This is a genomic window from Lacicoccus kunmingensis DSM 17847, from assembly GCF_059568765.1.
On sequence record NZ_JCANUC010000004.1, the window covers coordinates 58,904 to 76,366 of the forward strand.

The 17,463-nt window shown below is 41.2% G+C and carries 18 protein-coding genes and 1 riboswitch; of the genes, 5 read left to right on the forward strand and 13 right to left on the reverse strand.

Features of this window, described 5'->3' with window-relative positions; genetic code table 11:
• Positions 1 to 129: riboswitch (FMN riboswitch) on the reverse strand.
• A gap of 281 nt (positions 130 to 410) precedes the next feature.
• Both hydA and BO48_RS05900 read left to right on the forward strand, forming a co-directional pair.
• A complete protein-coding gene (gene hydA / locus BO48_RS05895; protein ID WP_496366493.1) occupies positions 411 to 1,805 on the forward strand; it encodes a dihydropyrimidinase in 1,395 nt (464 codons plus the stop codon).
• A 27-nt stretch (positions 1,806 to 1,832) separates the two neighbouring features.
• Positions 1,833 to 2,579: an isochorismatase family protein gene (locus BO48_RS05900; protein WP_496366494.1), complete on the forward strand. Its 747-nt coding sequence runs from the start codon at positions 1,833 to 1,835 to the stop codon at positions 2,577 to 2,579.
• Between the two features lie 65 nt (positions 2,580 to 2,644).
• Here BO48_RS05900 and nrdF read toward each other — a convergent pair whose 3' ends face one another.
• Genes nrdF through nrdI form a run of 3 tightly spaced genes read right to left on the reverse strand, consistent with a single transcriptional unit; the run spans position 2,645 to position 6,109 of the window.
• Positions 2,645 to 3,613, reverse strand: a complete 969-nt coding sequence (gene nrdF, locus BO48_RS05905; protein ID WP_496366495.1) for a class 1b ribonucleoside-diphosphate reductase subunit beta — start codon at positions 3,611 to 3,613, stop codon at positions 2,645 to 2,647.
• 20 nt (positions 3,614 to 3,633) lie between these two features.
• Positions 3,634 to 5,739 (reverse strand): class 1b ribonucleoside-diphosphate reductase subunit alpha, encoded by a 2,106-nt coding sequence (gene nrdE / locus BO48_RS05910; protein ID WP_496366496.1) that lies wholly within the window; start codon positions 5,737 to 5,739, stop codon positions 3,634 to 3,636.
• Positions 5,702 to 6,109, reverse strand: coding sequence for a class Ib ribonucleoside-diphosphate reductase assembly flavoprotein NrdI (gene nrdI, locus BO48_RS05915; RefSeq protein ID WP_496366629.1), 408 nt, complete (start codon positions 6,107 to 6,109; stop codon positions 5,702 to 5,704). The genes nrdE and nrdI overlap by 38 nt, the downstream gene beginning before the upstream one ends.
• 381 nt (positions 6,110 to 6,490) lie before the next feature.
• On the opposite strand from nrdI, the gene BO48_RS05920 reads away from it, so the two are divergent.
• Complete coding sequence (locus tag BO48_RS05920; RefSeq protein WP_496366497.1) at positions 6,491 to 7,351, forward strand: DMT family transporter; 861 nt, start codon at positions 6,491 to 6,493, stop codon at positions 7,349 to 7,351.
• A 50-nt stretch (positions 7,352 to 7,401) separates the two neighbouring features.
• Here the strand turns inward: BO48_RS05920 and recQ are convergent, their stop codons facing one another.
• The 6 genes from recQ to BO48_RS05950 all read right to left on the reverse strand — a co-directional run bounded on the left by recQ (position 7,402) and on the right by BO48_RS05950 (position 13,070).
• A complete protein-coding gene (recQ, locus tag BO48_RS05925) occupies positions 7,402 to 9,228 on the reverse strand; it encodes a DNA helicase RecQ (protein ID WP_496366498.1) in 1,827 nt (608 codons plus the stop codon).
• Positions 9,229 to 9,361: 133 nt separating this feature from the next.
• On the reverse strand, positions 9,362 to 10,303 hold the full coding sequence (locus BO48_RS05930; protein WP_496366499.1) for a 5-oxoprolinase subunit C family protein: 942 nt from the start codon (positions 10,301 to 10,303) through the stop codon (positions 9,362 to 9,364).
• Positions 10,300 to 10,557, reverse strand: a complete 258-nt coding sequence (locus tag BO48_RS05935) for a hypothetical protein (protein ID WP_496366500.1) — start codon at positions 10,555 to 10,557, stop codon at positions 10,300 to 10,302. The genes BO48_RS05930 and BO48_RS05935 overlap by 4 nt, the downstream gene beginning before the upstream one ends.
• A 17-nt stretch (positions 10,558 to 10,574) precedes the next feature.
• Positions 10,575 to 10,784: a hypothetical protein gene (locus BO48_RS05940; protein WP_496366501.1), complete on the reverse strand. Its 210-nt coding sequence runs from the start codon at positions 10,782 to 10,784 to the stop codon at positions 10,575 to 10,577.
• 10 nt (positions 10,785 to 10,794) lie between these two features.
• A complete protein-coding gene (gene pabB, locus BO48_RS05945) occupies positions 10,795 to 12,489 on the reverse strand; it encodes an aminodeoxychorismate synthase component I (protein ID WP_496366502.1) in 1,695 nt (564 codons plus the stop codon).
• Positions 12,490 to 12,491: 2 nt separating this feature from the next.
• The gene (locus BO48_RS05950; RefSeq protein WP_496366503.1) at positions 12,492 to 13,070 is read right to left on the reverse strand and encodes an anthranilate synthase component II; all 579 of its coding nucleotides are present in this window, start codon (positions 13,068 to 13,070) and stop codon (positions 12,492 to 12,494) included.
• Between the two features lie 266 nt (positions 13,071 to 13,336).
• On the opposite strand from BO48_RS05950, the gene BO48_RS05955 reads away from it, so the two are divergent.
• A complete protein-coding gene (locus BO48_RS05955; protein WP_496366504.1) occupies positions 13,337 to 13,594 on the forward strand; it encodes a GlsB/YeaQ/YmgE family stress response membrane protein in 258 nt (85 codons plus the stop codon).
• Positions 13,595 to 13,626: 32 nt separating this feature from the next.
• Here the strand turns inward: BO48_RS05955 and BO48_RS05960 are convergent, their stop codons facing one another.
• The 3 genes from BO48_RS05960 to BO48_RS05970 all read right to left on the reverse strand — a co-directional run bounded on the left by BO48_RS05960 (position 13,627) and on the right by BO48_RS05970 (position 15,815).
• Positions 13,627 to 13,941 (reverse strand): hypothetical protein, encoded by a 315-nt coding sequence (locus tag BO48_RS05960; protein ID WP_496366505.1) that lies wholly within the window; start codon positions 13,939 to 13,941, stop codon positions 13,627 to 13,629.
• 11 nt (positions 13,942 to 13,952) lie between these two features.
• Complete coding sequence (locus BO48_RS05965) at positions 13,953 to 14,240, reverse strand: hypothetical protein (RefSeq protein ID WP_496366506.1); 288 nt, start codon at positions 14,238 to 14,240, stop codon at positions 13,953 to 13,955.
• Between the two features lie 231 nt (positions 14,241 to 14,471).
• Positions 14,472 to 15,815, reverse strand: coding sequence for a hemolysin family protein (locus BO48_RS05970; protein WP_496366507.1), 1,344 nt, complete (start codon positions 15,813 to 15,815; stop codon positions 14,472 to 14,474).
• A 309-nt stretch (positions 15,816 to 16,124) separates the two neighbouring features.
• On the opposite strand from BO48_RS05970, the gene BO48_RS05975 reads away from it, so the two are divergent.
• The gene (locus tag BO48_RS05975) at positions 16,125 to 16,571 is read left to right on the forward strand and encodes a MarR family winged helix-turn-helix transcriptional regulator (RefSeq protein WP_496366508.1); all 447 of its coding nucleotides are present in this window, start codon (positions 16,125 to 16,127) and stop codon (positions 16,569 to 16,571) included.
• A gap of 16 nt (positions 16,572 to 16,587) precedes the next feature.
• Here BO48_RS05975 and BO48_RS05980 read toward each other — a convergent pair whose 3' ends face one another.
• The gene (locus BO48_RS05980) at positions 16,588 to 17,439 is read right to left on the reverse strand and encodes a DegV family protein (protein ID WP_496366509.1); all 852 of its coding nucleotides are present in this window, start codon (positions 17,437 to 17,439) and stop codon (positions 16,588 to 16,590) included.
• Positions 17,440 to 17,463: the final 24 nt, after the last annotated feature.

The following is a 17,463-nucleotide window of genomic DNA, read 5'->3' on the forward strand; positions in this document are numbered from 1 at the left end:
ACATTCTCTCTCCCATCCAGACTTTCACTGTCGGCCCCAGATTTTCACTGGATCAGCCATACGCAGGTCGCGTACAGGTCGCGGGCTTTAACCGCCGGTTGGGAATTACACCCTGCCCCGAAAGAATTATATTCAGTTGAAAAACTCTAATATAATCATATATGAATCATAGGAATTGTCAATCAAATAATTCTTTTTTTGACGGTCTTTATTAAAATAATTATTGAACCGGAAAGGTTGACTTTTTGTAACCACTTTCATATGGTGGATATGATAAGTTGTTTCAATACTTCGAAAATTTATAAACTTATCTAAAATTAACCATTTAATAATTATTTTCAGAAAAATATGGATTTAATTATTAAAGCCGGTGTTCAACAGCCGAATTATTTAGAACAAGGAGGGAAAACATGGGATTACTTATCAAGAATGGAACGATTGTTTCAGCAAGTGATGAATTTATTGGAGATGTTCTTGTTGAAAATGAAAGGATTGTTGAAGTAGGGCTGGATCTATCAACAGATGGTCATGAAATTGTTGACGCAACCGGCAAATATGTTTTGCCGGGAGGTGTAGATGAACATGTTCACATGGGACCGTTCAACACATACTCGTTCGAAACTTCGCATGCAGCTGTAGTTGGAGGCACGACTACTATTGTAGACTTTGCGCCTCAATTCGAAGATATGGGTGTGATCGATTCCAAACATAGGCACCATAAAGAAAAAGCAGAAGGTGTATCTACAGCTGATTATTCATTCCACTCCATGGTCATGGATCCAAGCGAGAAATTACTCGATGAGATTCCAAAGATGGCCGAGAATGGAATTTCCACTTTGAAGTTACTGATGGCTTATAACGGTACCCCGTACCATGCAGAGGACAGCTTGATTTTTAAAGCGATGCAAAAAGCCCGTGATTATGGCATCACTGTCATGCTCCACTGTGAAAATGGAGATCTGATTGTGGATTTGGAAGAACAGCTCGCAGCTGAAGGTCACCGCACACCGATAAATTGGGCAAAGTCACGTCCGCCGCTGGTTGAAGATGAAGCAACCAGAAGAGCCATATATTTGGCCGAACAGGCAGACTGTCCGACTTTCATCGTTCACGTAACGACAGAAGGTGCCCTGGATCATATTAAAGATGCCCAGGAGAGAAACCTTCCTGTATACGGTGAAACGTGTACACACTATTTAACATTGGATGAATCTTATCTGGATACCGAAGATATGGAAGGTGCCAAGTATATATGTGCTCCGGCCATCAGGCCAGAGTCCCATCTGGATGCGTTATGGAAAGGTGTCAGAAATGGAGAGCTGCTCGCTGTTTCATCCGACCATGCGGCTTATCAGGGTGGTTTTGGAGCCAAATCACAATTTGAGTTTCCAAACATACCGCCGGGCTCGCCCGGTTTTCAGGATCGATTGACGATGCTTTGGACGCAGGGTGTGGCGAAGGGCAGAATTTCCAGACAGAAATTCGTTGAACTCACTTCAACAAACCCGGCCAAAATGGTCGGCCTGCATCCGAAAAAAGGCGTCATTCAACCAGGTGCAGATGCAGATATTATCGTTTTCGATCCGGAGTTTGAAGGTACGATTACATTTGAGAACAGCTACGAAGGGACAGATTACTCCACTTATGAAGGATTCCCTCAAAAAGGGATCGCAGAAAAAGTATATCTCCGCGGTCAATTGATGGCTGAAAAAGGCAAATTAACCGGGGAAAAAGGGATTGGCGAATACGTTAAGTCAAAACCTTACGGTATCTGCTATGACAATTTTTCAAAAACAACATATTAAAATTAAATTATAAAGGAGTTTTTATTAATGGCTGAAAAAGAATTATTCTTTGAAGATAACGAAGGTAACTACGGTTTTAACACAGAAGTATTGGAAGGTGCATTTGAAGAAGCGAAAAAGATTTATAAAGAACGTGGATTCATGCGTGAAATGGGACAAGGTAAAGCACCTGCAATCACAACGGTGGATATGGCTAAAGCATGGATGAGTGACGGCCACCCGTTCACTTGTAACAACAACGAAGAAGTTTGTGCTGAAAGCTTGAAAGTTCTAGATGCTGCACGTGAAAAAGGCATCCCTATCTTCCATACTACAACAGGATATCTTGGCGATGCCAAGTGGGACATGGGCCGCTGGGATGAAAAGATACCAATGAGTGCACTTGATATTGAATCTGACTGGATGGATATCGACCCTAAACTTGAGCCGCGTAAAGAAGAACCGGTCATCCACAAAAAATATGCATCCAACTTCCACGGTACGCACCTGAATGACACATTAAACTTCCTTGGTGTAGATACTCTGATCGTTATGGGAGCAACAGCTTGTGCATGTGTACGCCACACAGTAATGGACTCAACAGGCCACGGCTACAAAACTTTAATTCCTGAAGGTACAATCGGCGACCGTGTGCCAGGTGTCGTAGAATGGAACATGTTTGATATGGAAGCGAAATTCGCAGACGTATTATCTGTTGAAGATACTATTGAATACCTGCAGGGCATTGATACAAGCGTATATACTAAACACGAAAGACAGTTCGACAACAAATAATTGAAAATATAATAAATGACCCTGCCGGGGATTTCCCGGCAGGGTCATTTTTATCTTTATACTCATTAATCTTCAAATACAAAATCTTCGTCCTGTAATGGTTCAACGTTCAATGCAAGTACATAGCCGTCACCTTTGACACTGAAGAAATCATGGTTTTTCGTTGAAGTATCGAGCGCGTTTTCGATGATCGGGTTGAAGCCTTTTTCTTCATAATAAGGTTCAAATCCAAGGTTCGCAAGCGCCTTATTCGCATTGTAAGTCACATAGTTCATTACGTCTTCAGTCAGACCGATCTTGTCATAAAGCGCTCTTGTATACTCCTGCTCGTTCGCATACAGTTCATCAAGAAGCTCATACATTTCCTTGTCCGCATGTTCCTGCTCTTCTTGTGAGAGCTGCGGTCTGATCGTCTGTGCATCAAGTCCCGTGAACACACCGTGGATCGATTCATCCAGTAATATTTTACGGATGATTTCCCCGCTTGTTGTCATACGGCCCTGGCCTGCCAGATATAATGGATAATAAAAACCTGAATAAAACAGGAATGATTCCAGGAACACGGATGCAACGCGTGCCATGTACTGATCATATAATGATGCGTTCTTGTCGAAAAGCTTGTGATAACGGCTGACAATCTTATCTGCCTTAAATTTAAGATGTTCATTGTTCAACACCCAGACATCCAGCAGCTCATCCGTTTCTTTTGATGAGATGAGTGTTGAGAAGATATGGGAGTATGACTTCGCATGGACCTGCTCCATCATCCCCATAAATGAATATACCGCTTTTTTACGCAAGTCTTCCGTGTGCAGCATAATGAGCGGCATGCCGTCATCAGCCTGGTGTGTGTCCAATCCTGTCAGACCTGCCAAGACCTTTTTAAAAGTGTCTTTTTCGTTATCAGACATGCCTGACCATGAACTTAAATCTTTCGATACTTTGAATTCCGTCTCCACCCACATCTGAGAGATGTTCTGGCGCCAGAATACATTGGTCATGTCATCTTCTTTATTCCAGTTAACTGCTATCATTTATAAGACTCCTTTATCTATTAAACTGAACAACTCGTACATTCTTCAACGCTGAGTAATTTATTTCTTGTGTAATACAGTGATTTAAGACCTTTATGATGCGCGTAAATATAAAGTCTTGATAGTTCGCGTGTTGAAATTTCCGAGTTGACGTAAAGGATTGTACTGATTCCCTGGTCGATATGCTCCTGGATTGTTGCTATCAGATCAATCAATTTCATCTGGTCCACATTAAACGCACTCTTATAGAACCACATGTTTTCTTTTGACAGGAACGGCATTGGATAAAATGTTTCCGAGTTGCCGTAAGTTCTGCGCTCGATCGTGTCTACAATCGGCATGACAGAGCTTGTTGCATTTTGTACGTAAGAAATGCTCTGAGTCGGTGCAATCGCCAGACGGTAGCCATGGTAAAGACCGTTTTCTTTTACCTGGTCACGCAGTTCCGCCCAGTCTTCTTTCGTCGGAATATAAATATCTTCAAATAATGGCTTCACTTTATCTGTAACAGGTTCATATGAATTGCTGACGTATTTGTCGAAATACTCGCCTGTTGCATAATCAGAGTGCTCAAAATCTTTGAACGTCTGACCGCGTTCCATTGCAATCATCATTGATTTTTCCAATGAATAATAATTGAGCAGCATGAAGAACACGTTTGCGAAGTCTTTTGCTTCTTCTGATTCATAAGCAATTTTATTTTTAGTTAAATAGCCGTGAAGGTTCATCGCACCGAGGCCCACTGAGTGAAGTTCGTCATTTGCTTTCTTGACACCAGGGGCATTTGCGATTGCAGTGTCGTCACTTACGACTGTCAGTGCCTCTATGCCATCATGAACAGATTCACGGACTTTCTTGGAATCCATGACATTTGCGATGTTCAGTGAACCAAGGTTACATGAAATATCTCTTCTGATTTCATCTTCGGTACCATAATCGTTGATTGTCGAAGTCTCCTGCAGTTGGAAGATCTCAGTACATAAGTTGCTGATTTTAATATCCCCGACATCCTTAAGCGGATGAACTTTATTCGCATTATCTTTAAACATGATATAAGGATAGCCTGACTGCAGCTGTGTTTGTGCAATTGTATTCAGCATATCGCGTGCATCAAATTTACGCTTCTTAACATTATCGTTGGCAACGAGCTGATCGTACATCTCGTCAAGGTTCATATCATCCAGGGTCTCGCCGTACTCTCTTTCCACCGTATGTGGTGCAAACAGGTAGAATGGCTCATTTTCCGCAGCAAGATCAAAGAACTTGGACGGAATCACAAGACCCGTTGAAATCGTGGACAGACGCAAATCTTCATCTGCGTTCACTTTTTTAGTATCCAGGAATTCAGGCAGGTCATAGTGGAAGATATTCAGGTAAACTGCACCTGCACCCGGACGCTGGCCGAGCTGATCGGCATAGCCGAATCCGCCTTCCAGTGCTTTCGCAACAGGGAGTACCCCTTTTGCCACGCCTTCAATGCCTTTGATCGCTTCACCGCGTGCGCGAAGCTTGGATAGGTTGATAGCCACACCGCCCCCGATTTTACTTAACTGTTTTGCAGTTGAATCGATATAGTTGATTGAGTTCAGGCTGTCATCCACTTCAAGAAGAAAACATGATACCATCTCACCGCGGCGTGCACGACCTGCATTTAAAAATGTCGGGGTCGCCGGCTGGTAACGCTGCTCAATCATTGAATTGATCAGACGTTTCGCCTGGTCTGTATTACCTTTTGACAAGTACAGGCTCACGATGACAACGTGCTGTTTATAGTCTTCCAGGTACTGCTTTTTATCGTTCGTCTTCAATGTGTAATCTTTGAAAAATTTACTTGCTGCCATATAGCTCTTAAATTGAAAAGGAAGTGAGTCTGCATAGTCTACAATGTCAGTGACCTGCTCTTCTGTATATTCCTTAAACAAGTCATAGTAGAAATCATTGTCCACCAAATAATGCAGGCGCTCAAGCTCTGTGTCGAAATGAATCGTTTTATCCTTTACTTCCTCCATGAATACTTCGAGTGCCTCGATATCTTTATGGAGTTTATAAAAGCCTGTTTCATCTCTCTTCGTCACTTCATTATTGAGTTCAATATGATTGTACTTCTTCTCGTCCAATACTTTCATTTATACTCCCTGCCTTCTCTTTAAATAATTCTCTTTCGCTTTCGGTGCCATGCAACTCAAACTTCATCAACAGCGGTACTTTGTACTTTTGCTGGATGTGTTCCCCCGCTTTTGCAAAGTTGCTGCCCCAGTTCCTGTTGCCACTGGCAGCTACAGCCTGCATCCCCTCGCTATTTACATCCAGAAAGCGTTCGACCGGAGCCGGGACCCCGCCAAATCCATAAGTGCTTGTAACAAGTATATAGGGTTCTGTAATCTTTTCGTTTTTGTCAGCCGCTTTAATCTCGTATAATTCAAATTGATCTCCAATATCAGTACCGTTTACAAAACGCCTGACATTGCCGGTCATGGAGTAGAATGCAATCAGCATACCATCCATCTCCCTCCTTAAATAATACCACAAAATAAATAAATCGAACATACGTTCGAAATTATTTTATGTATCTGTCCGTTTGGCCCGGACATCACATTATTCAACTTTAACACAATATATGGTGTCGTAAAAATTTTCTGTACACTATATATTGTTTTCTCATGTTCTATATTGCCACAATAAAATCAATTTATCAATGGTAAAAGACTGGAATTTCATTAAGTTTCATCGCTTAATCCTTTTAATTAATTCATCTAACCATTGGGATATATATGATATACTGATTCAGTAAATCTTTAATATTTTTTTTCGCGTTTTTAATTACATTATTTTTAATGAAATTTAATGCAAACATAAAATAAGGAGCTTTGATATTTTATGAGTAATACTACAAAAGGCATTATTGCACTGCTGATTTCCTCTCTTGGGTTCAGCCTCATGTCCTTCTTTGTAAAATACAGCGGCGATTTACCGACCGTCCAAAAAACGTTCTTCAGAAATTTCATTGCGATGGTCATTTCTCTGGCGCTGGTCATTTATTATAAAGAAAAGCTTTTTGGACAGAAGAAGAATCAGGGGCTACTTTTACTCCGGTCCAGTCTCGGACTGCTCGGTGTTCTTCTGAACTTCTTCGTCATCGACCGCATGGTTTTAAGTGACGCGGAAATACTGAACAAATTAAGTCCGTTCTTCACCATTCTTTTATGTGCTATATTTTTAAAGGAATACATAAGAAGATACCAGATGATTTCAATCATCGTCGCTCTCGTCGGCGCCGTATTCATCATCAAGCCGTCGATGTCCAGTGACACTGCTTATGCTCTGCTCGGTATACTGGGTGCAATTCTTGCTGCTGGTGCCTATACGGTGCTCCGTGTACTCGGTGACCGCGAAAAATTTTATACTGTTGTATTTTATTTTTCCGGATTCTCAACCGTGGCACTGCTTCCGTTTTTCATATTTCAATATGAATCCATGACTTTCGAACAGTGGATCATGCTGATTCTTGCCGGTATATTTGCAGCATTCGGGCAATTCGGCCTGACTATCGCGTACAGCTTTGCACCGGCCAGGGAGATATCTATATTTTTCTATTCGACAATCCTCTTCACTGCCCTGCTGAGTATATTCATCCTGAATGAAGTGCCGGATATGATGTCCGTCATCGGATACTTCGTCATATTTGGAGCCAGCTACTACATGTTTATGAAAAACCGTGCGCCAAAAGAAGAATTCTGATTCAGCCATTAAAATAACGATCAATTCAAAACTGAATTTGATCGTTATTTTTAATTTTTCTGCGGTGACTTATGTTTGGAGTTGTTACTGCGTGTTGTAAGACGTTCTCTGTGCTGTTTGATCACTTTCAGGAAATGCGGACAGTAATGCTTCAGCTTGTAGTTGCCTACACCTGCCAGATGCACCATATCCTGTTTTGACATCGGCAGTTTCCTTGCGAATTCCTTCAGCGTACCTTCACTGAATATACTCTCTTCTTCCACACCGTATTTTTCAGCCAGCGATACTCTTTTATCCATCAGTTTCTGAAACAGCGTTTCATTCGGCGAAGAGGCGGTTGAAACATTCACTTTTTCCTTGAAGTGCTTTCTGAATGGAACGGTAAATATATCTTTGTTATCTTTTAAAATATAGAAACTGAGATCCACCAGGTGCAAATAATCATTTTTAAAGTGCACGTGCCCATTTAAAATCAGTTCATCCAGAATGTGATGGATTTCCCCTGTCAGGTAATTTTCCATGAGACCGAAATAACGGGACTGATCAAGTCCGCCAAAAAGAATATTTTCGCTTCTTTCACCTCTTAAGACCTGGATGACATGCTCCTTTGTCAAAGGTGTTTCGGTATCCTGAATCAGATTCAGTACAGTCTTCGCTTCTTTCTTCATATTATAAGTACGCTCATTGCTCAAGCAATTTACACAATGTCCGCACGCTTTCACATACTCATCTGCATCGAAGTACTTGACCATGAAGCTCATCAGACACTTGGACGTTCTGTTATATTGAATCATGCGATCCAGTTTGTTTCGCATATGGTCTTTATGCTGGTCGGTCCCATTGGAGCGGTCAATAAAGAACTGATGCAGATTGACATCTCTCTCGCTGGACAATAATATACACTCACTGTCGAGACCGTCACGTCCTGCACGTCCGATTTCCTGGTAATAGCTCTCTACGTCTCCCGGCAGATTGTTGTGGATGATGAAGCGGATATCCGGTTTGTTGATACCCATACCGAAAGCATTCGTTGCGACAACAATGTTCACCTGATTCGAAACAAATGCATGCTGGTTGTCATCCCGTTCTTTTTTTCCGAGACCGCCGTGATAAATTACGTTATCAATATCCTGATCTTTCAGGTAGGATGAAATTTTTTCGACTTCTGCTCTTGTCGCAGCGTATACGATGCCCGACATATTTTTCCGCTCCTGAATGTAGGAGAGAATGAACTGTTCCCGCTGATATGTTTTATTAACAATCAAGTGCAGATTGTCCCGCTTTATACTCTGGAGAACCACATGTTCATCTTTGATATCCAATAGTTCCTGGATATTCTCCTGAACCTCTTCTGTCGCAGTTGCTGTCAGAGCAACAAAGGTCGCTTCCGGTATCAGTGACTGGATAGCCGGTATTACTTCCTGATAGCTCGGTCTGAAATCATGGCCCCATTTGGAAATACAGTGCGCTTCATCAAATGCGACCAGCGGTATATCCAAATTCCTGACAAACTGGCAGAACTCTTCATTATTAAAACGTTCGGGAGCGACGTATAAAAATTTATAGCGTCCTCTCAGTCCGTCTTCCATAATGTTTTTTATTTCGCTTTTCTTTAATGTGGAATTTAAATATTCTGCAGAAATTCCGATTCTGTTAAGATGCTCCACCTGGTCCTTCATCAGTGAAATCAATGGAGATATGACTAAAGTGATGCCTTCCAGCTCTAATCCGGGCACTTGAAAACAAAGTGATTTACCCGAACCGGTCGGTAAAACACCCAATGTATTTTGTCTGTTTTTAACAGAGTTGATAATATTACGTTGTTTAGGTCTGAACGTTTTAAATCCAAAATATTTTTCTAGTGTAGTCTCTATCATACTTTATCCCACCGTTTAAAACTGAATGTCTCAATAATTAATGATATATATTATACCCGATTTCTCGGCTGATTTGTTGGTTTAATGATTTTTTCTACAAAAAAACATCTGGAAATACTCCAGATGTTTCACTTTACATTTTTTCTTTGACCAGTTCTTTGGACAACCGGTAATCTATCGCTTTGAACAAGCTCTTCACCCATAAATTCTGTGCATACAGATTCGCATGGGCATCGTCGCAGTCAATCACTTTAAATTTAACTTTGGAACCGCGTCGTTTCTGTGACAGCTTATGCATATGATATGAAGGAATCGTTCCTACATGCTCTGCTGTTGTCGGCTGATCGAAATCATTGAGTGCAAGGACAGGCTCGCCTGCAGCAATGTACACCCCGCCCTTAATGCCCGGGTGGGTGATATTTGAAGAGTCGATCTCCAGTTCTTTACCTTCCAGATGGAGGGAAACTCTGTTCTTCTCTTTTGATACAGTGAATTCTGCACTTTCCAGAGTGTCATATACTTCGTCACTGACGTCCGGTCTTCTGACCACATGAAACAGATCGGATATATATATTTCAACAAGAGAGTATGTATCCACTCCCCAGCTCACCATGTTTTGATTGCGAAGCATATTGAACAGTTCATCATGCTGGAATGTATAGTCACGGCACATAATCACTTCGTCACCGGATTTTAATATATTGGAACCTTCGACTTTGATGCCGCCTGCCACCGCTATATATATTCTGTTGCCGCGCGGTGTGTCAACGAACTTCAGCACGTCTCCGCGGTCGAAAAGATATATTCTGTTCGGAAGCACTTCCTGATTGTTGCACCGGCCTGTAAATTCAGCACCTGAAAAAGCGATGATGGTCGGCTCGGTGAATTTAATGCTCGCCGGTTTGACAGTCATCTCTATTGTCAGTTCATCCTGTTTATTACCGACCAGCTGATTTGCCAGCTGATGGGCAAGCCTGTCACAGGCACCGTTGAATTCCTGACCTTCCGGCGAGGGCTGTTTGTTCAACGACTGGACGATTGAAAAAAGACCGCTGTCCTGAATGATTAAACTCACTTTAAAAACCCCTTTTCAACTAAAAATCTTTGTGCCTCTTCGACAACGAGTCTGCAGGGCTCGATAGTATCATGATTTTCCATCACTTTTATCGGCTCATACATGAAAGTCAATGTATTCTCTGTTGTAACTATTTCTGTTAAATACTCATGTACTGATGTGGCGAAAGCATTTGTCAGCCGTTTAAGAACCGCCGGATCTATGACTTCGTTCTGTTGGTATGTAACCGCATGATCACCATTAGCAAAAAACATCCTTGTCCTCCTAAGTACTAGTTATTGTAGAATAAGCCTAATTCAGCCGTTAAAAACTCAGTGATATTTGTAATGATAAAATACGTGATGATAATTGCTACGACCAGACCGGTGAAACCAATCAATACACCAATTATCTTTAAGTTATTATCTATTAAGTAAGTGACTACAAAATGTGTAAATAAGACGATACCGACAAGCAGTATTATTAGTAAAAAAGTAAGCATTTTTTCACCTCTATATTGTAAGTCTGATCTTTAGCCAGCCGCGGACACTGTTAATCAGATACACAGATACCCGGCCTTCTCTATATTTTTCAATAAAATCATCAATTGAATAATCTTTTTCCTGAATTGTTCCATCGTCCAATAAAGATTGTCTCATCACGCCATTTAAAATGCCTGTCTGTTCTGATGGCGTATAATGTTTATCGTCCTCTGAGATGACGATATTCCCGATGTTGAATTCGGTCAGCTGTTGATGTTCATTATAATATAAAACGATGTCGAAATCATTGTTTGGTATTTTGTAATGATACCTTACCGTCGTCTTATTCTCAATAAATTCAGGCGGTGCGTTAATCGGTTCACTGTACAGAACCGCATTTTCTTCCTCCCGGTCGTCAAGCGGCGTATGGGATATGACTAGTCCGCCGGTACGGTCCAATGTTGCCCTCAGCTTATATAAACCGTCGCTGATAGCTTCCGACTGCTTATATTCGCCGACTTTTTCAGTCAGATTGACCGCCTTGAAGCCAAATCTCTCAGCCGACAAGGCGAGCCGGTTCTCGTGATATTGAAGACGGGGCACCCGGCCGTCTTCAAGCCGCATCGATTCTATCAGCTCGAACTGTGCCTTCTTTAAAAATGCAGTCTTAGCCACAATTTCATCATACTCCGATGCAGGTTTTGAATCGTATGTAATTCCTCCGCCTGCACCATAAATATACTCTTCACCTTTTATATACAGCGTCCTGATCGGCACATTAAAGACGGATTCGCCGTCTGGATACATTATTCCAAGTGTCCCGCAATAATATTCTCTCGGTGTCGACTCCAGGGCATTGATGATATTCATGGTTGAAAGTTTGGGCGCCCCGGTGATGGAACCGCATGGAAACAATCCTTCCATTATATCTGTAAGATTTACACCTTCCGCAAGCTCTGCCTCGACTGTAGAAGTCATCTGAAAGACCGTCGCATATTTTTCTATTATGAACAGTTTCGGTACATTGACGCTGTTTTTCGCAGCGACTTTGGAGATGTCATTTCTAAGAAGATCGACGATCATGACATTTTCAGCCTGGTCCTTTTTCGACTCTCTAAGAAAGCGGTAGTTATCGTCATCTTCCTTCTCATTACTGCCGCGGGGCGCTGTGCCCTTCATCGGACGCGTAAGGATAGTTCTCTCTTTATCCGTTTCGAAAAACAATTCCGGTGAACAGCTGACGAGCTGTTCATCGCCGTACTCGATATACATGGCGTAATCGCCGTTATTAGAAGACATCAGCGTTTCAAACAAAGTATGGCCGTCGCCGTAAAAATTACCTTTTAATCTCGTCGTGTAGTTGACCTGGTAAGTATGACCGTCACGGATGTACTCCCTGACCTGCTCAATGTTTTTCATGATCTGATCCCGTGTTTCTGTAAACTCGGGCTCGGTCATTTCATATGTTGAGATTTCTCTGTCTGAGATGAACGCTCTGTAATCCACAGCATCTGAAAAGACCCCGATAATGAACTGTTCATTTTCCTGGTCGAATGACTCATAAGTGATGGCATTGATAACATAATAGCCGTCCTTCATATAGTCCTCTCCGGCTTTCAGCGCTTCATGAAGGCTGTGTGTCTGTTCTGTCATAACAAGGACCGGATTTGTAAAATACAAATCTTCCACCTGTGATTGTTTTTTAAATTTTGCATGTACGTGCACTTCTAGGCCTCCATTGCTATTTTAATAAAGTTGAATAACTGTTTTCTGCCGTCCGAGGATAAAATTGCTTCAGGATGATACTGCACACCGTAAATCGGCAGTGTCCTATGCTGGATGGCCATGTTCACACCATCGTCTGACTGTGCAGTCACATCAAACGCTGTACTTTCACCGGCACAGATCAGAGAATGATATCTTGTAACGGTCAAAGGCTGTCCGACACCTTCAAATATAAAATGACCAGAATGCCGGATGTCATAAGTATGCCCATGAATCGGCCGTTCGCCTCTGATGACATTTCCGCCTGTCATATGCCAAAGCATCTGATGGCCGAGACAGATTCCAAGTATCGGCACTTTCTTCCAATGCTGTTCAACAAAGCCAATCACTTCCTGCCGGTCTTTTGGATGGGACGGGCCGGGAGAGATGACCATACCGATGATGCCCTCGGGCTCAATCGACACTTCGTCCAGCTCATCCGGTGTTTTTATTAAAATTTCCACACCATATGGATTGCCTTCCATATAGTGGACAAGGTTGTATGTAAATGAATCATAGTTATCTATCATTAATATTTTCATAAGTATTCCGTATTCCTTTTGTTTTCCTATATTTTAGCATATATCATTTAATGTTAATATTTGTTCCTTTATATTCAGCCAGGTTTATGATTAAAAAGACCTGAAACGGGTAAATTATTAGAGAGTCCACAGAGCCCATTATATATATTCTTTGTAATAAAATGATTAGAATTATATATAAAAGGGTAATTAAATTTTAGAGCAAGAAAAAGAATATTGTTTCAAATGTTTTTATTTTATTTTAATTCGTTAAGGAGGATATCATTATGGGTTGGATTGTAACACTTATTGTCGGCGGTCTGATTGGTTGGATTGCCGGTGGAATTTTAGGTAAAGATGTACCGTTCGGTATTATCGGTAATATCGTCGCCGGGCTGGTCGGCGCTTCAATTGGTAACTCACTTGGCCTCGGCATAGGTCCTGAAATCGGCGGTGTAAGTCTGATTGGCGGCCTGATTGGCGCAATTATTCTCATTTTAATCGTATCATTTATAATGAAAGCAATCGGTGGCAACAAAGCTTAATAGAATTTATACAGTATAAAACCTGAGAATGTTCAATTCTCAGGTTTTTCTTTATCATATTTTGTCTCCTGGATTAACCAGCGCTTATCTCCCTCATTTTCTTTCCCAGTCAATAATCGTTCTTCTTTAATCTTATCCAGTTCAAGCCGCATATCTTCATTTTCCAGCAAATAGTTTTCCTGTTTGATCTGTTCCAGTTTTCTTTCTTCACGCATCTTCTTCAGCTGCAACTTTTCTTTTTCCTGGTTGAAATCTCTTGTTATCGCATAAAATGCTATACCTGCAATACTTATAATACCGAGACCGCCCAGGCCGACGAGTCCCATGATGACATCAAAAAAACCCATTTATTCAACACCTACAATTCACGTTCTTTACTTTCCTCAATCAGCCATCTGTCCTTCTTCTGGTCGTTACTTTCCCTCAAGGCTCTTTTTTCTTTTATTTTATCCAGCTCTATACGCATCTGTTTATTTTCCAGCAGATAGTTTTCCTGCCTGACCTGCTCCAGCTCTTTTTGCTCCCGTATATGGTCAACCTTCAGCCGATCATCCTTTTGATCCGAACGGCGCTTTATCGCATACAGCGGCACTGCAAAAAACAATACGACCGGCACCGTGGCCACCAAAAATTCAAAAATCCCCATACCCCTCACCTCATAGGTTTTATTATTAACTATATTTTATCATTAAATTGTAAGAAAATATGTTCCCGAATGGTTTAAATTGAATAAAATTGTAAATTGCTGAAAATAAAAATCTCTGTACTCATTCAGCACTGCGAACAGGAATGAGTGACGCCATTTGAATACAGTTTTCAGCAAGATTTAAAACCGCCGGGTATCAAAGGATATCCGGCGGTGTCTGTTGTTTATATTTTAATTATCTTTTTCACCTGATGAATCTTCATCGCTGATGATATTATAGCCTTTCATCAGAGCGACCTGTTTGATTGTATGATTGTCTGTATCGAGTACAATCCACTTGTCCTTTTCGGTGTTGATATAATCGTCGACTTCGATATCTGCATTGACGCTCTGCATCCAGCCGCCGATAGTATCGATATCGTCACTGTCCTTGAATTCTATGCCGAAGTCGTCAGTAATATCATCAATCAGTACACGGCCGTTAATATGATAGATGTTATCCTCAACTTTTACGATATCGGGCACTTCATCTTCGTCGAATTCATCTCTGATTTCACCGACGATTTCTTCCAGAATATCCTCCATCGTAATCATCCCTGCTGTTCCGCCGTATTCATCGATGATTAATGCGATATGAACGCGTTCGCGCTGCATTTTTATCAGTGCATCACTGATGCGTGACACTTCGGTAATCAACGGGATGTCATGTATATAGTTATCCGGTCCGACATTACTGCTGGAGACGTGATTTGTTAAAAATTCACGAACGTTGATAAAACCGATAATCTGATCTTTATCGCCACTGTCATCAGTGACAGGATAACGTGTGAAATTATGTTCCTGAACAGCTTCGAGCACATCATCAATTTCTATGGGCTCGGTTAATGTAATCATCTGCGTCCTCGGGACCATAATATCCTTTGCCAATCTTTCATCAAATGAAAAGATATTCTGCATGTACGCAAGTTCAGTGTGGTTGATTTCACCACTCTGATAACTGTTCGTCATGATGACTTTCAATTCTTCTTCCGAGTGCGCCTGTTCTGTCGGCATATCTTTAAATCCGACAAGTCTCAAAAGGAATCTTGAAGTACCGTTCATCGACCAGATCAATGGTTTCATGATTATTCCAAAGAAATACATCGGTCTCGAAAACGTCATTGCCATCTGTTCTGCGTATTGGATTGCGACCGTCTTCGGTGCGAGTTCACCCACCACGACGTGCACAAATGTAACAATCGCAAATGCGAATGCCACAACAAGCGGCGTAGTTAAGTCTTCAGGCACGCCTATAAAAGTGAAAAGCGGGTGAAGAATTACTTCGAAAGTCGATTCACCGATCCACCCCAGGCCTAAAGCTGTCACTGTAATACCCAGCTGACAGGCTGATAAGTAATAGTCGAGCTTCTGTGTCATGGATTTTACTAAAACGGCTTTTTTATTTCCTTCATCTATAAGGTTGTCCAGACGCGATTGTCTTGCTTTTACTAATGAGAATTCCGATCCTACGAATAGCATCGTTAATAATATTAATATTATAAATAAAAATAAATTTATAAAGGTTGATATATCCAAAATGTTCCCTAAAAGGGATTCACCTCCGGTAATTTTTGACCACGATTGTGCAATATTGAATTATTTATACTGATATAATTATCACTTAGCAGCGTAAGTAATAATTTAATTTTCAAAATCGCCTTCCCAATTGCAGTCACCTCCACCAAAAGTTAATTATTAAGAGTATTTTACCACAGATGAAAGCAATTTTACTATTAAATCCAACCACTTAAATTTGTAGATATTTTTACACATCAAAATATGTATTGAAAACGCATATAGTTTTGTCTTATAATGATACTTGTAAAAATTAAAGGTGGTGTAGTAATGTGTTATTCCAATTTAGATGAACGCCTTTGTTTCAATCTATATAATATACAGCGACAAGTGAACCGCTTCTATTCCAATCACGTTCTGCACGATACTGATTTGACATATACACAATATCTGGTTCTCACCCTTTTATGGAAACATGAAAAACTGAACCTTAAAACGATAGCAGAATTACTTCAGCTCGACAATGCCACAATCTCCCCTCTGATCAAAAGAATAGAAAATCTCGGGTACGTCAAGCGCGAAAAAGACATCTATGATCAAAGACATGTATATGTAACAGCAACTGAGACAGGCAAAAGTTTAGAAGAGAAAATCGGACATAGATTTTCATTATTTACCGAACACCTCTCAATGAGCCGGGAAAAAAATGATGAGCTTCTGGAAACACTTAAACTGATAAATTCAGATTTAAATAAATTAAAAATAACTCAGCCGTGACGGCTGAGTTATTTTTTTATTGCCCTTTAATCAATCCGAACCCTACTGTCCCATGTCCGACATGTACTCCGGCTACAGGCACAAGCGGTTCAAATACTAAATTCAGGTTGGGCAGCTGATCCTGAATCATCTTTTTCCATTCTGAGGCAAGCGATTCATGGCCGGCATACGGTATCGCCAGCGTTTTTATCGCGTCATCTTTCACATGGTTTTCCAAAGTCTGCAGTATATGGGAGATCATCTTCTTCTTTGTTCTGACCTTATGTCCCACAATCACTTTCCCATCTTCAAATTCAAGTTTCAGCTGGACCTGCAGCAGCGTTGCAAGCACGGATTGTGATGCAGACACACGTCCGCTTTTTCTAAGCTGTGAAAAACTGTGCGGCAGCAGATAAAGCTGCGAATTATCGATCATCTTTGTAACCGCCGCTTCAACTTCTTCCAAAGTTTCTCCATTTTTTCTGCCTTCCACCACGCGCACAATCATCTGTCTCATCGGATAACTGCCGGTTCTGGAATCGATGACGCACGACGGCTTGGAAATCTCTTTTGATACACTCAGCGCACTCTGGTATGTTCCTGTGAGTTCACTGGATGCATGGATGGAAATTACTGAGTCGTACTGGTCATCCTGTTCTATCTCTTCGTATATATCCATGAATTCGCCAATGGTCGGCTGTGAGGTTTTAGCACCCTCCCCACTTTCTTTCAACAGGTTATAAATCTCTGTGACAGATTTATCCACACCGTCTTTATATGCAATCCCATCAACGATAACGGACATCGGTAACACTTTAATGTCATGCTCCTCGATAAAAGATTGTTCTAAACCGGATGCAGAATCAGTTATGATCGCATATTTTTTCACAATTATCCTCCTCAATACATATCA